Source organism: Pseudomonas sp. AC112 (genome assembly GCF_979253545.1).
The window spans coordinates 1,199,202-1,212,713 of record NZ_CEEDCM010000001.1; the positions used below are offsets into that span (position 1 = coordinate 1,199,202).

Annotated in this window: 16 protein-coding genes, 2 pseudogenes and 1 riboswitch; of the genes and pseudogenes, 8 read left to right on the forward strand and 10 right to left on the reverse strand. The window is 60.5% G+C overall.

Annotated elements, in window-relative coordinates; translation table 11 throughout:
• Positions 1-26: 26 nt before the first annotated feature.
• Positions 27-148: riboswitch (yybP-ykoY riboswitch) on the forward strand.
• Between the two features lie 88 nt (positions 149-236).
• Positions 237-821 (forward strand): TMEM165/GDT1 family protein, encoded by a 585-nt coding sequence (locus AC0IYN_RS05650; RefSeq protein ID WP_005784895.1) that lies wholly within the window; start codon positions 237-239, stop codon positions 819-821.
• A gap of 121 nt (positions 822-942) precedes the next feature.
• On the opposite strand, the gene AC0IYN_RS05655 is transcribed toward AC0IYN_RS05650, so the two are convergent.
• The gene (locus AC0IYN_RS05655) at positions 943-1,761 is read right to left on the reverse strand and encodes a M48 family metallopeptidase (protein WP_016978301.1); all 819 of its coding nucleotides are present in this window, start codon (positions 1,759-1,761) and stop codon (positions 943-945) included.
• Positions 1,762-3,082: 1,321 nt separating this feature from the next.
• Between AC0IYN_RS05655 and AC0IYN_RS05660 the strand changes: the two are divergent.
• Positions 3,083-3,283 (forward strand): annotated as a pseudogene (locus AC0IYN_RS05660) (HAMP domain-containing protein); the annotation flags it as partial.
• A gap of 114 nt (positions 3,284-3,397) precedes the next feature.
• A complete protein-coding gene (locus tag AC0IYN_RS05665; protein WP_371319328.1) occupies positions 3,398-4,141 on the forward strand; it encodes a methyl-accepting chemotaxis protein in 744 nt (247 codons plus the stop codon).
• Positions 4,142-4,202: 61 nt separating this feature from the next.
• On the opposite strand, the gene AC0IYN_RS05670 is transcribed toward AC0IYN_RS05665, so the two are convergent.
• Genes AC0IYN_RS05670 through AC0IYN_RS05680 form a run of 3 tightly spaced genes read right to left on the reverse strand, consistent with a single transcriptional unit; the run spans position 4,203 to position 5,314 of the window.
• Positions 4,203-4,823 carry an SOS response-associated peptidase gene (locus tag AC0IYN_RS05670; RefSeq protein ID WP_406596954.1) on the reverse strand — a complete coding sequence of 207 codons (621 nt, stop codon included), beginning with the start codon at positions 4,821-4,823 and terminating at the stop codon, positions 4,203-4,205.
• A 36-nt stretch (positions 4,824-4,859) separates the two neighbouring features.
• Positions 4,860-5,120 (reverse strand): putative signal transducing protein, encoded by a 261-nt coding sequence (locus AC0IYN_RS05675; RefSeq protein ID WP_003171843.1) that lies wholly within the window; start codon positions 5,118-5,120, stop codon positions 4,860-4,862.
• An 11-nt stretch (positions 5,121-5,131) separates the two neighbouring features.
• Positions 5,132-5,314, reverse strand: a complete 183-nt coding sequence (locus AC0IYN_RS05680; protein WP_126570422.1) for a CPXCG motif-containing cysteine-rich protein — start codon at positions 5,312-5,314, stop codon at positions 5,132-5,134.
• A 133-nt stretch (positions 5,315-5,447) separates the two neighbouring features.
• Here AC0IYN_RS05680 and AC0IYN_RS05685 point away from each other — a divergent pair, with 133 nt between their 5' ends.
• On the forward strand, positions 5,448-6,611 hold the full coding sequence (locus AC0IYN_RS05685; RefSeq protein ID WP_406596953.1) for a 1-acyl-sn-glycerol-3-phosphate acyltransferase: 1,164 nt from the start codon (positions 5,448-5,450) through the stop codon (positions 6,609-6,611).
• A 117-nt stretch (positions 6,612-6,728) separates the two neighbouring features.
• On the opposite strand, the gene AC0IYN_RS05690 is transcribed toward AC0IYN_RS05685, so the two are convergent.
• Positions 6,729-6,986, reverse strand: a complete 258-nt coding sequence (locus AC0IYN_RS05690; protein ID WP_406596952.1) for a hypothetical protein — start codon at positions 6,984-6,986, stop codon at positions 6,729-6,731.
• A gap of 182 nt (positions 6,987-7,168) precedes the next feature.
• Between AC0IYN_RS05690 and AC0IYN_RS05695 the strand changes: the two genes are divergently transcribed.
• Positions 7,169-7,378: a hypothetical protein gene (locus AC0IYN_RS05695; protein ID WP_058422975.1), complete on the forward strand. Its 210-nt coding sequence runs from the start codon at positions 7,169-7,171 to the stop codon at positions 7,376-7,378.
• A 57-nt stretch (positions 7,379-7,435) separates the two neighbouring features.
• Here AC0IYN_RS05695 and AC0IYN_RS05700 read toward each other — a convergent pair whose 3' ends face one another.
• Positions 7,436-8,023: a YajG family lipoprotein gene (locus tag AC0IYN_RS05700; RefSeq protein WP_078046905.1), complete on the reverse strand. Its 588-nt coding sequence runs from the start codon at positions 8,021-8,023 to the stop codon at positions 7,436-7,438.
• 194 nt (positions 8,024-8,217) lie between these two features.
• On the opposite strand from AC0IYN_RS05700, the gene AC0IYN_RS05705 reads away from it, so the two are divergent.
• Positions 8,218-8,451, forward strand: a complete 234-nt coding sequence (locus AC0IYN_RS05705; RefSeq protein ID WP_078046904.1) for a hypothetical protein — start codon at positions 8,218-8,220, stop codon at positions 8,449-8,451.
• 724 nt (positions 8,452-9,175) lie between these two features.
• On the forward strand, positions 9,176-10,684 hold the full coding sequence (gene mqo, locus AC0IYN_RS05710) for a malate dehydrogenase (quinone) (protein ID WP_406596951.1): 1,509 nt from the start codon (positions 9,176-9,178) through the stop codon (positions 10,682-10,684).
• A gap of 69 nt (positions 10,685-10,753) precedes the next feature.
• Here the strand turns inward: mqo and AC0IYN_RS05715 are convergent, their stop codons facing one another.
• From AC0IYN_RS05715 to AC0IYN_RS05730, 4 genes and pseudogenes are all read right to left on the reverse strand, one after another.
• The gene (locus AC0IYN_RS05715) at positions 10,754-11,041 is read right to left on the reverse strand and encodes a PA4642 family protein (protein WP_406596950.1); all 288 of its coding nucleotides are present in this window, start codon (positions 11,039-11,041) and stop codon (positions 10,754-10,756) included.
• Between the two features lie 121 nt (positions 11,042-11,162).
• Positions 11,163-11,648 carry a hypothetical protein gene (locus AC0IYN_RS05720; RefSeq protein ID WP_406596949.1) on the reverse strand — a complete coding sequence of 162 codons (486 nt, stop codon included), beginning with the start codon at positions 11,646-11,648 and terminating at the stop codon, positions 11,163-11,165.
• Positions 11,649-11,683: 35 nt separating this feature from the next.
• Positions 11,684-12,149 (reverse strand): annotated as a pseudogene (locus AC0IYN_RS05725) (WbuC family cupin fold metalloprotein).
• Positions 12,150-12,151: 2 nt separating this feature from the next.
• Positions 12,152-12,709, reverse strand: coding sequence for a hypoxanthine-guanine phosphoribosyltransferase (locus AC0IYN_RS05730; protein WP_406596947.1), 558 nt, complete (start codon positions 12,707-12,709; stop codon positions 12,152-12,154).
• A gap of 164 nt (positions 12,710-12,873) precedes the next feature.
• Here AC0IYN_RS05730 and upp point away from each other — a divergent pair, with 164 nt between their 5' ends.
• Complete coding sequence (gene upp / locus AC0IYN_RS05735) at positions 12,874-13,512, forward strand: uracil phosphoribosyltransferase (RefSeq protein WP_010213094.1); 639 nt, start codon at positions 12,874-12,876, stop codon at positions 13,510-13,512.

The following is a 13,512-nucleotide window of genomic DNA, read 5'->3' on the forward strand; positions in this document are numbered from 1 at the left end:
CCGAATGGATTTTGCCTAGGCAGAATCCGCTCCGTCCTAGGGGAGTAGTCTCCCACGAGCGCCACGCTCGTCCGGCATACGTCAACATACTTGGTCAGCAGACCATGGCGTATGCGACCCAGGAGTCCGCACAGACGGACCGGGGTTTGACAAGACCTATGACACGCACACCTTACCCGGGGCGGGAAGGCTGTACGTGTCATAGCCGTGTCGACCCGCCCCTGGAAACTTACCTGATGCTGGATTCACTACTCGTTCCTACCGCAATCGTTGCCTTGGCCGAAATCGGCGACAAGACGCAACTGCTCGCGCTCATCCTTGCCGCACGCTTTCGCAAACCCTGGCCGATCATCGCCGGCATCGTTGCCGCGACCCTGGCCAACCATGCGGCGGCCGGTGCCGTGGGGGCCTGGTTCGGCAGTTTCTTCTCGGATGCGGTGTTGCACTGGATCCTCGCCGCGAGCTTCTGTGCCACGGCGCTCTGGACCCTGGTGCCGGATAAACTCGACGATGACGAAGCCAGCACCACACGCAAATTCGGGCCATTCCTGACCACGCTGATTGCGTTCTTCCTGGCGGAAATCGGTGACAAGACCCAGATCGCCACGGTGATGCTGGCGGCGCAGTATCCGGAACTGTGGCTGGTGATTATCGGGACGACCCTGGGCATGCTGATTGCCAACGTGCCGGTGGTATTGGCGGGGAATTTTGCGGCGGAGAAACTGCCGTTGACGCTGATTCGTCGACTGGCGGCTACTGCGTTCTTCGTCCTGGCGATTGTGGCCGTGTACAAAGCCATGCAAAGCAGCGGCTGGATCTAAGGCTGCAAACCCGATCCCTGTGGGAGCTGGCTTGCCTGCGATGGCAGCAACCCGGTGCAACGGAGAGACCGAGCCGCCTGCATCGCGGGCAAGCCCGGCTCCCACATTGATCTGCGTTAACTCAGGATTTTTTTGCCTGCTGATACAGCGGCATCACCTTCGGAATCGCCGCCTGCAACGAGGCGATTCGGCTGTCGGACGCCGGGTGAGTGCTCATGAACTCCGGCGGCGCGCCTTCCGAAGCCTTGGCCATCTTGTTCCACAGCGTAATGGCGGCGTTCGGGTTGTAGCCCGCACGGGCTGACAGTTCCAGGCCGATCAAGTCGGCTTCGTTTTCATTGCTGCGGCTGTTGGGTAAGGTCATGCCGTAGTTGGCCACGGTGTCGGCCAATGCCAGGCTGTCCTGGCCCAGGCCGAACAACGCACCGGCACCCTGCTTGGCCATTTCGATCCCGTAGGCCTTGGACATGGCTTCACGCCCGTGTTCACGCAAGGCGTGGGCGATTTCATGGCCCATCACGGCGGCCAGCTCGTCATCGGTGAGCTTGAGGTTGTCGATCAAGGCGCTGTACACGAAGATCTTGCCGCCAGGCCCGCAGTTGGCGTTCATCTCGTCGCTCTTGATCAGGTTCACTTCCCACTTCCACTGCGCGGCATCCGCACGGAACGTCGGCGCCTGGGCGATCAAGCGGTTGGCGATGGCCTGCACGCGCTTGGCGTTGGCGCTGGTCTTGTCCAGTTGGCCCTTGCTGCTGGCCTCCCCCAGGGTCTGCTGGTAGGACTGGGCATACATCTGGTCGACTTCCTGGCTCGACAGCATACTGAACATGTACTGCTTGCGCTCGACCCCAACGGCGCCGCCGCTGGTGGTGTTGACCGACTGACACCCGGCCAGCAGCATCGCTGCAACCAGACCGCTGACTGCCAATGACTTCTTCATGAACCTCTCCCTGAAAACACGCGCTTAAAACATGGCGCGTATCGTAGGCGCTCGTTTGTATCGACGCCAGATACACCAGACGTTTAACCGCTGATTTTCGGATACATCCCACGGCGCCAATAACGGCGACGGGCTTTCCATTTGCGACACCCCGAACATTTTTGCAGGACACCCCCTCATGCCCAGCTCGCCCGTGGCCGATACAAAAAGGCGGACTCTCTCCCCTGTGCCCGGAGTTTTCATGAAATTCAAGTCGATCCAATTTTCTGTCGCGGCACTGGCCGGGGCGATTGTCCTGAGCGTGGTCGCGGTGCTGGTGCTGTACGCCTTGTTTGCCGGAGCGCGGACCCAGGAAATGGTGCAGGATCGTACCCAGGTGCAATTCGACCAGATCATCGAGCAGCGCCTGACCGCCCTGGCGCAAACCCAGGCCACCTTGATCCAGCGCGAACTGGAAGCCCCGTTGGTGACCGCCAAGAGCCTGGCCACCGCCAACGCCCTGCTCGGCATGAAAGACGCCAAGGGCGAGCCGGCCCTGCAGGTCGGTCGCGAGCAACTGGTCAACCTGCTGCACGAAACCGTGGTGCGCAACCCGAAGATCCTCGGCGCCTACATTGGCTGGGAGCCCAACGCCATCGATCACAACGACGCCGCCTACGTGAACAGCCCGATTATCGGCATGGGCACCGACGGACGTTTCCTGCCGTGGTGGTACCGCAACGCAGATGGCAGCCTGGGCTTGGATAAGCTTGCCGACGTCAACGACCAGAACATTTTGTCCACCGGTGTGCGCGCCAGCGAGTACTACCTGTGCTCCAAGGAAAACAAAAAGGCCTGCGCCATCGACCCTGCCCCTTACAAGGTCGGCAATGCCATGGTGATGCTCGCTTCGTTTATCGAACCGATCATGATCGACGGCAGCTTCCAGGGCATCGTCGGTGCCGATCTGTCGGTGAACTTCATCCAGGACATGCTCACCAGCGCCGATCAAAAGCTCTACAACGGTGCCGGTGAGCTGGCGCTGATCTCCAGCAACGGCCGCCTGGTGGCCTACACCAAGGACGCCAGCAAACTCGGTGAAAAGGCCACCGACCTGCTCGACAGCAACGAACTGACCAACCTCAACCAACTGAACGTCGGCGAAGTACGCTACGACATCGACAAGGAACACGGGCATATCGAGTTGTTCCTGCCGTTCACTATCGGCCAGACCGACGCACGCTGGACCCTGATGCTGCAACTGCCCCTCAGCGCGGTGATGGCTGACTCGCAGAAACTGCAAAGCGACCTGGAAGCCCAACGCAAGACCGACATTTTCGGCATGACCATCGCCGGCCTGTTGATCGCCGGTATCGGCCTGCTGGTGATCTGGCTGGTCGGTCACGGCATCGCCCGCCCGCTCAAGCAAATGGTGGCCATGCTCAATGACATCGCCCAGGGCGAAGGCGACTTGACGCGACGCCTGACCAGCGACCGCGCCGATGAACTGGGCGCGATTGCCGCCGGCTTCAACACCTTCCTGATCAAGCTGCAAGGCATGATCACCCAGGTGGTCAGTTCGGTGCAGAAGGTCAGTGACTCATCGGAACACACCGCCGACATCGCGATCCGTACCAACCAGGGTGTGCATAAGCAGATGGTGGAGATCGATCAGGTGGCCACCGCGGTGCATGAGATGACAGCCACTGCGCAGGACGTTGCGCGCAACGCCACCCAGGCCGCGCAAGCCGCCAGCCATGCCGACCAGGCCGCGAGCCAGGGCATGCGCATTGTGCGCGACACCTCCACCTCCATCGGCGCGTTGGCCGAGGAAATCGGCAAGGCCGTGGGCGTGGTGCAAACCCTGGCCAAGGACAGCGAGAACATCAACGCCATCCTTACCGCGATTCGTGGGATCGCGGAACAGACCAACCTGCTGGCGCTGAACGCAGCCATTGAGGCGGCCCGTGCCGGAGAACAAGGCCGTGGTTTTGCCGTCGTGGCTGACGAAGTGCGCAACCTGGCGCAGAAGACCCAAAAAGCCACCGAAGAAATCCAGACCATGATCCAGCAGTTGCAACAAGGCACGCGGGATGTGGTGCGGGTGATGGAAGACAGCCAGAACCGCACCGATGAAAGCGTGCAGCATGCGGCCAAGGCAGCTGAAGCACTGGAGACCATCACCCAGGCGGTGTCAGTGATCAACGACATGAACACCCAGATCGCCAGTGCGGCCGAAGAACAGAGCGCGGTGGCCGAGGACATCAATCGCAACGTGATCAATATCGGCCAGGTGGCCAATGAAGTAGCAGGCGGCGCGGATGAATCCAGCGCGGCCAGCGCGGACTTGACCAAGCTGGCGGAGCAGCAGCGCCGGTTGATCAATCAGTTCAAGGTCTAGGGATTTTCGGTGGCTTGAAGCCGCCTTCGGGGCCAGTCAGCCTAACCCAACACTTACTGACTCACGCCGGCGTCAGGCACTCAGGCCCATTGAGCTTCGGATCATTGACCATGTTGGCCAAAACCCGCTCGCGCAACGCGGTCGGTTCACTGGCCAGCAGGCCTTGCAATACATGCAACGGCGTCTCGGGATTGAGCCAGGCTGCCTGCCCGGCCTCATCCAGAATCAGCGGGCGACGCTGGGCCTGCGCCGCTTGGGTCACCACCGCCGTGCTCAGCCACACCTGCTCCTGCACGGGGTAAGCCTCCCAGATCGCGGCAAAAAACAACGCGGAGCCCTCCCCCGGCGTGAGCCAGTACGGGCGTTTGCGCTGGGTGCCGCGCCATTCGTAGAACCCATTGGCCGGCAGCAGGCAGCGGCGTTGACGGAACGCTTCGCGAAACATCGGTTGCTCGGCCAGGGTTTCGGCGCGGGCATGGGCGGGCGTACGGGAAAGGTCGGTGAGCCAGGGTGGCGTAAGCCCCCAGCGCGCGCGCGCCAGGGTGCGCTGGCCGTCGCTCAGGCGCTGGATCAGCACCGAATCATTCGGGGAGATGTTCCACTGGGCCTGCTGGTCAGCCGGGAAGCCCGGCAACGCAGCAAAAGCGGGGGTCCAGCGAAACAGGGCATAACGTCCACACATGGGGCAACACGACTCTTGGGTAAACCGACCGACAGCCTAACAGACCAGCACGTCGGGGAAGCTGTCCGGTTCGTCGCCGGGCAAGGGTTGCGCGCCAATATAGGCAGTGATCAGCTCGCGGGCGTCAACGGCCCGGTCGTTGTCCACCTCCAGGCCCAATAGGCCGAAGATCGGCAATTCGCCGGTGCCACCCAGCAAATGGCGGCCCACCAGGTGCGCTTCGATGCCCTCGCTGGCGAGCATCTGCTGCAGCAACTCGCCTTCCATCAGGTTTTCCGGTTCGTAGATTCGCTGCATAGATGTATCCGTTATTCGTTTTCGCTTCGGGTTTCGAGCATCCACTCATCCCCATGCACCTGCAGATCGAAAGTGATCGGCCGGCAACAGACTTGGCAGTCCTCGATATAAGTCTGGTCACCGCCAGACAAATCCACGGTTGTCTCGACCTCTTCACCGCAATAAGGACAATCGTACGTCGCATTTTCCAGCATCGCAGCCTCCAAGGTGACTTGTGCGTATAATCGCCGGTCTATTTACAGGGTTATCGTTCGGCCGAGCCCATTACTCGCGCCGCGCCCTGGTATTTCCTTTACTTACCCTAGCCGTTTCTAACAAGAGAGCATGATGGGCGAATTCGATACCATCCGACCTTACAACGACAGCGAAGTCCCGGCAGTGCTGGCACGTCTGTTTAGTGACAAGGCCTTTCTGGACATCCTGACCCACTTCCGCTTCCCGCGCTTTGCCGGCGCCCTGGGCTGGCTGCTCAAGCCGATGATCGCCCGCAAATTGCGCCGTGAATTCGCCGGCGTCACCACCGTGGCCACGCTGCAGGACAAAGTCGAGTATTACGTCGACCACACCATTGACCGCGCGACCGACGGTGTGACCTACACCGGCGTCGAGCAGCTCAAGTCCGGCACCGCCTACCTGTTCCTGGCCAACCACCGCGATATCGTGATGGACCCGGCCTTCGTCAACTACGCCGTGTACCACGCCGGCCTGCCGACGCCGCGCATCGCCATTGGCGACAACCTGCTGCAAAAGCCGTTCGTCAGCGACCTGATGCGCCTGAACAAGAGTTTTATCGTGCACCGCTCGATCACCGGGCGAAAGGAAAAGATGGCGGCATTCAACCTGCTGTCGGCCTATATCAACCATTCGATCCGCAACGACGGGGCGTCGATCTGGATCGCCCAGGCCGAAGGCCGCGCCAAGGATGGGGATGATCGCACCGAATCAGCGATCCTCAAGATGTTCCATGTCAGCCGCAAGGACGAGCCGTTTGCCGAGGTGATCCAGTCGCTGAACCTGACGCCCGTGTCGATCAGCTACGAGTACGACCCCTGCGATACCGCCAAGGCACGCGAGTTGTACATCCGCGCAACCACCGGCACCTACAGCAAGGCACCGGGCGAGGATGATGTCAGCATCGCCCTGGGCATCACGGGCTACAAAGGCCGGGTGCACATCAACTTCGCGCCGCCGATTACCGAGCGCTTCGAAGACACCAAGCTGCTGGCGGTGGAAATGGACCGGCAGATTCTCGGCGGTTACCGGTTGTTCCCGGTGCACTACCTGGCGTACCAGCAATGGAGCGACGCCGACCCGCAATTGCAGGTGCCGACGGCAGCCGAAGTGTTCCCGGCGGACGAACTGGCCAAGGCCAAGGCTGAATGGGAGCGCCGCCTGAACGAATGCCCGGCCGAGCACCGGCCATTCCTGGTGGTGCAATATGCAACCCCGGTGCGTAATCAATATCGAGTTAAAGCCGGAATACCTTTGTAAACACTGATCAAAATGTGGGAGCGGGCTTGCTCGCGAATGCGGAATGTCATTCGATACATGACTGACTGATACACCGCATTCGCGAGCAAGCCCACACACATTTGTGTTGTGGCATTTTTAGAGGTGGGTGCTGAGCCAGGAAATGGCCATCGCCAGCCCCAGGCAGGCGAACCCGATGCGGTAAGCCAGACGATGCGCCCGTTCGGTGCGCACATCCAGAAACAACATTGGTTGGTCGATTGCCCGGTCTTCGCTTTGCGCGGTCAACTCGGCCATCGCGCGCTGTTCGCGCAGGCGGGTGATAAACAGCAGCGCCGCACCCGGGCAGGCCACCAATAAAGCCACAACATTGATCAATAGTGCGGGCAGCGCCATCGCAAACCTCGGTAAAACAGTGTCTTGGTATCAGTTCAGATACAAACCTGAACGATAGTGGCCTCCGGCGCCGCTAATGCTCCCTCCCCCATGGACGGTTAATGTATCCAGTAATTTACACCGTCACCTGAACGTCACCTTAACAAGCCACTCTGTTGCCCTTCGACGCTTAGGAGCTTGTCATGCTGCACGCGCAAAACCAGGATCGGTTGTACCTGATCGCCCAGAGCGATGAGCAAGAGGCACTGATCGGCGGCCTGGCGTTCAACGTCCAGGACCGCCACTGGCTGGTGTATTGCGCCCTTGGCGGGCACCAGCATGCGGACCTGCCGGAGGCCGATCTGTTGACGGGGGTAAGCCTGCTGGATTTCTGTATCGACACTGCCGCATGAAACTGAAGGCGAAAAAAAACCGGGCTCATCATTGAGCCCGGTTTTTTATCGGATCGGTTATTGCGCGCTGAGCAGCGAACCGATGCTTGGGTCCTTGAACAGACGGGTCAAGGCGTCGCTCAGGACGTCGCTGACCAGCTTGGTGTTGGTCTCCTGGTTCGGCGACATACCGAAACGCTGGTTCAGGGACGCGCCGTAGCGACCGCTGTAGCGACGGGTGCCGGCGCTGACGTCGGACTTGAAGGTCGCGCCGATGGACGCTTCGGTCACGTACAGGCCGTCTTTAGGCGACTGATACTTCAATTCGGCCAGGGTGATCGTCAACTGCGGAGCGCCCGGGGCGTTGGGGCTTGGGGTAAAGCCCAGCAGGCGCACGGCGGCTTCGGCCTGGGCCTGCAGCTTGGGCAGCACGTCTTGAGCGTTCACCGACACCAGGGCGGTTTCCGGGTACAGGCCACCGCGCGAGCCGAGCGTCGGCGATGGACGACCATCCACCACCCGTACCGACACCGGCTGGCCGTGGCCCACTGGCGCCAGCTGCGTGGTGATCTTCGGTTCCGGGGTCAGTTGTTGCGGGCTGTTGGCGCAGCCAACCAGGGTCAAACTGGTCACAGTGATCAAACCGAACAACAGGCGTTGCAACATGCTCTTCTCTCCAGAAATCAGGTACCGACAGGCCGGCAGTATAGCGGGGCGCCACTGCCGGGAACTAGCATCAGTTACAACCTGTGACCCCTTGCCTGGAACGCGGTTCGATGTCACCGATATGTCACACCCGTTACATGGGCTCGTCATCCCGGGCAGGCATGCTTGGCCCCAATCTCAGGAGGTTGATCGCCATGCATTTTCTCTGGTCACTGTTCACGCGCAAGACCGCCCTTCGCCAGTTCGCCCTGCTCGATGCACAGGGGCGTTGCCAGGCGTTCAAAGAGTGCAGCCAGCCTCCAGTTGGCGACGGCTGGGTGGAAATCGATGAAATCCGCCTGAGCTGGATGCACCACCCGTTGCCTGCCCGGGCCCGCGTCAGCCCGCGTCCTGCGCGGTCGTCCCGCCACCAGCCGTTGGCCGCCTGACCGAACACCTAATAAAAGTCATAAAACACGCCCATTTCCCTGGCGTTCTTCGCTACAATCTCCCCCCGATTATAAGGACGTCTCCTGATCGGGCCTCGCAGCATCGTTAATGCCTCGGCATTAGCCCAAGAATCGCCCACAGAGAGCCGCCCACACAGATCGAGTGAAGCTGGCGTGCTTGCTGTTTTCCCTGCAAACCCTCCGCCTTTACCGAATCTGCCAGAGCTGCCATTGCGCTCGGCCACTTGAGTTGTTTGCCCGTTTTGCCGCGTGTCGGCAAGGTATCCGGGCCAGGTGCCAGGCTGGGGCAGCCCTTTTTTGAGGTTCACGTCTTCAAAAGAGCGTGAAAAAACGGGTTTTCACAACTTCACAAGAGTGTGGCGAGCAAATGAATAGTTTGGCGTTTGTACAAGCACCATCAGCGTCTGGAACAGCCCAACCACACAGGACCGAGCACGCCTCAAAAACCGGAGCTTGAGCCTGTCCGCTACGGATTGGTTGCACGAGTCGCACGCTTTGACCATAAGTCGAATTGCCACAGGCGCCCATGAATGCGTTCATAGGCAGATTAGCCCGGCAGGAAGCGTGCGCTGAAGTTGCAAAGAATTGCGAATCGGACATGGCGATCCTGGCCATGGGTAACCTGGGGCAACACGTGAACCGCCCCGTCACTCCTGGCAGCCATGCCGTCAATTTGGTGCTGCAGATTTTGGAGACGCGTTAAATGGCGCATAACGAAGCAGTCGACGTAGTACTGGTAGGGGCCGGCATCATGAGTGCCACCCTGGCCGTACTGCTCAAAGAGCTCGACCCCGGCCTCAAGCTGGAAGTCGTTGAGCTGATGGATTCGGGTGCCGCGGAAAGTTCCAACCCGTGGAACAACGCCGGTACCGGCCACGCCGGCCTGTGTGAGCTGAACTACACACCGCAGGCTGCCGATGGCTCCATCGACATCAAGAAAGCCGTGCACATCAACACCCAGTTCGAGGTGTCGAAGCAGTTCTGGGCGTACCTGACCAAAAAGGGCACCTTTGGCTCGTCCAAGTCCTTTATCAGCCCGGTGCCGCACCTGAGCTTCGTGCAGGGCGAAAAAGGCGTGGACTTCCTCAAGAAGCGCTTCGAATCACTCAGCCAGCATCACGCGTTCTCGGACATGCACTACACCGAAGACCGCAACGAAATGGCCGAGTGGATGCCGCTGATGATGCCGGGCCGTCCGCTCGACGAAAAAATCGCAGCCACCCGTGTGATGAACGGCACGGACGTCAACTTCGGCGCGCTGACCAACCAACTGCTCAGCCACCTGACCAGCTCGGCAGACGCCCAGGTCAAGTACAGCAAGCGTGTGACCGGCCTCAAGCGCAACGGCGCGGGCTGGACCGTGAGCATCAAGGACGTCAACAGCGGCAACAGCCGTGAAGTGGACGCCAAGTTCGTGTTCCTCGGCGCCGGTGGCGCGGCCCTGCCGCTGCTGCAAGCCTCGGGCATCGAGGAAAGCAAAGGTTTTGGCGGCTTCCCGGTCAGCGGCCAGTGGCTGCGTTGCGACAACCCGGAAGTGGTCAAGCACCACCAGGCCAAGGTCTACAGCCAGGCTGCCGTGGGTTCGCCACCGATGTCCGTGCCGCACCTGGACACCCGTGTGGTGGATGGCAAGAAGTCCCTGCTGTTCGGGCCATACGCCGGTTTCACCACCAAGTTCCTCAAGCACGGTTCGTTCCTCGACCTGCCCCTGTCGATTCGTGCCGGCAACATCGGCCCGATGCTGGCCGTGGCGCGCGACAACATGGACCTGACCAAGTACCTGGTCAGCGAAGTGCGCCAATCCATGGAGCAGCGCCTGGAATCCCTACGCCGCTTCTACCCTGAGGCGAAAGCCGAAGACTGGCGCCTGGAAGTGGCCGGTCAACGGGTGCAGATCATCAAGAAAGACCCGAAGAAAGGCGGCGTGCTGCAATTCGGTACCGAGCTGGTCGCGGCCAAGGATGGTTCGCTGGCGGCGCTCCTGGGTGCATCCCCAGGTGCTTCGGTGACGGTTTCGATCATGCTGGAACTGATCGAGCGTTGCTTCCCGCAGAAAACGGCAGGCGAATGGGCGACCAAGTTGCAGGAGATCTTCCCGGCACGTGAGAAAGTCCTGGAGACGGATGCCGAGCTGTATCGCAAGATCAACACGCAGAACAACATCAGCCTTGAGCTGGTGGCACCTGCCGCCGAGACCGAAAGCTACGCTTGAGGTCGTGACGCCATAAAAAACGCCCCGCTCTCGTGATGAGAACGGGGCGTTTTTGTGTGTCTCGGATAATCAGCCGCGGGCGTTATCAATCAGCTCGATGTACTCGGCGGCATTACGCTGGTCCTTGATCAGATCGACGAAGGTCTGGCCATGATCATCCTTGCCGTCGAGGTCCAGGCCGGCTTCCTTGAAGAAGCCCAGGAACCGTTCGAAGTCGTCGATACGCAGGCCACGGTAGGCCTTGATCAGTTTGTGCAGGGACGGTGAAGTGGCGTCGACCGGCTCGAAGTCCAGGAACAACTTGATCTGATCGTCGCCGATCTCGTCACCAATCACCTGTTTCTTATCTTTACGCATTACCGACTCCAGCCTGCAGACATTTACACGGGGCTTGAAGTCTACCTGCCAGACACCACCTTCGAAAACAACCAAACACTTATGTGAATTGCATCGACATAGCGGAATCTGTGGCGCCTGACTACTTCGCGCGAACGGCTCCGGTATGCAAATCCGCCCAGATATGCCCGTTGGCATAACTGAGGAACTGCACATACACCGTGTCATTGCGCAGCAAGTCGACAATCACGCGGTACTGGGCCACCGGGTACGACAAGGTCAGTGTCTTGCTCTTGTCATCGTAAGCGGGCTTTTTCAGGCTTTTGCTTTCAGCATCAAAATTGAGCACCACTTGGCTGATCGTCGCTCCCTTGTTGAGGGACTTGCCCTTGAGGCGAATCATCAGCGGCGAAGTCACCGGGATCGGTTGCTGGCTGGATTGGCGCTGGTTGCCCACCACCACCGCGTACTCAGTGACTTGCAGCAGTTGCTGCTGGTCCGGCGCGTCGGCGCGCAGGCTCAGGTCATCCGAGGGCAAGAACTGGCTGTGCATCGGCGCAGGCGCCGCGGCCAGGGGCAAACTGAGGGTCAACGCCAGGGCGGCGCAGGTGCGTATCAACAGGCTCATGGGCCGCTCCGGCAAGGTGGGCCCAGCACTGTAGCTCAATCGAACTGGGCAAGCATCCAGCGTTGATACTCGGCCACGCCAGCGTCACCTTCGGGGTGCCCAGTCGGCCAGTTCGCCCTCGCCCACCGGACGATAAGGGCCGGCCTTGCACTCGAACATCACCGTGTCGGGCTCCAGCACCACCAGGCCATGGAACACGCCCGGCGGCAGGTCGACACCCGCGCACTCACCGCCCGCCTGCATGACGCGCTTGGCGAGCACCTCGCCGGTTTCGCTGAACACCAGCACCCCCAAACGGCCCTGCAGCACCAGCAAGGTTTCCGCCTTGTCCGCACTCAAGTGCCGATGAGGCGGCACATAGGTGTCCGGTTGCAGGCCCACCGCCAGGCGATGGCAGGGTTCTTCCATCTGATGAAAGTTGTGGTGGTGTCGGCCACGAGGGCTGGCGGCCGCTTTCTCGGCCAGTTCGGCAAACAGCGTCTGATCAAGAAAGCGGGCCATGCTTACATTCCTTTGACGGCGAAGATCCCATTGGCGTTGCGCCAGTAGCCTTTGTAGTCCATGCCGTAACCGAAGATGTAGCGGTCGATGCACGGCAGGCCGACGTAATCGGCCTTCAAGTCCGGGCGCGCCTTGCGGTTGTGGTCTTTGTCGATCAGCACGGCGGTGTGCACTTTGCGCGCGCCGGCGTGTTTGCAGAAGTCGATGATTGCGCCCAGGGTGTGACCTTCGTCGAGGATGTCATCAATGATCAGCACGTCGCGGTCGATGAACGAGACTTCCGGCTTGGCTTTCCAGAACAGGTCGCCGCCGCTGGTTTCGTTGCGATAACGGGTGGCGTGCAGGTAGGACGCTTCCAGCGGGAATTGCAGGTGGGTCAGCAATTTGCCAGCGAAGATCAGGCCACCGTTCATCACGCAGAAGACCACCGGGTTGGTGTCGGCCATTTCGCGGGTGATGTGTGCGCCGACCTTGGCGATCGCTTCTTCGACTTGCGCTTCGGTGTACAGGCAGTCAGCCTCGCGCATGATTTGACGGATATGCTCGAGATCAGCGGACATGGCGCTCTCCAAGGGGGTGCTGTGGCAAGAAAAGCGGGCGAAGGTACGCTTCTCGTGCGCTCCGAGCAAGCCTTAATGGACTAACGTACTAGATGTCTATAGGACAACACCCTCGGATAGATTAATCTAGGCCGGTTTTTTTGCCCGCCGCCGGAGCCTTTCCCATGCCCACTCGCGAGATCCGCCATCCGCTGATCCGACACAAGCTCGGCCTTATGCGCCGCGCCGACATTAGCACGAAGAACTTCCGTGAGCTTGCTCAGGAAGTCGGAGCGTTGCTCACTTACGAAGCCACCAAGGATTTACCCCTGGAAACCTACGAGATCCCCGGTTGGGCCGGTCCCGTCCAGGTAGAAAAAATCGCTGGTAAGAAAATCACCGTGGTCCCGATCCTGCGCGCCGGTATCGGCATGCTTGAAGGCGTCCTCAGCCTGATCCCCGGCGCCAAGGTCAGCGCCGTAGGCGTAGCCCGCAACGAAGAGACGCTGGAAGCCCACACCTACCTGGAAAAACTCGTTCCGGAAATCAACGAGCGCCTGGCGATGATCATCGACCCGATGCTGGCTACCGGCAGTTCCATGGTTGCCACCATCGACCTGCTGAAAAAAGCCGGTTGCCGGGACATCCGCGCCATGGTTCTCGTCGCTGCGCCCGAAGGCATTGCGGCCGTCGAGAAGGCCCACCCGGACGTGCAGATCTACACCGCGTCCATCGATGAGCGCCTGAACGAACACGGCTACATCATCCCAGGCCTGGGCGATGCCGGTGACAAGATCTTCGGCACCAAGCAGAAGGACGCGTGA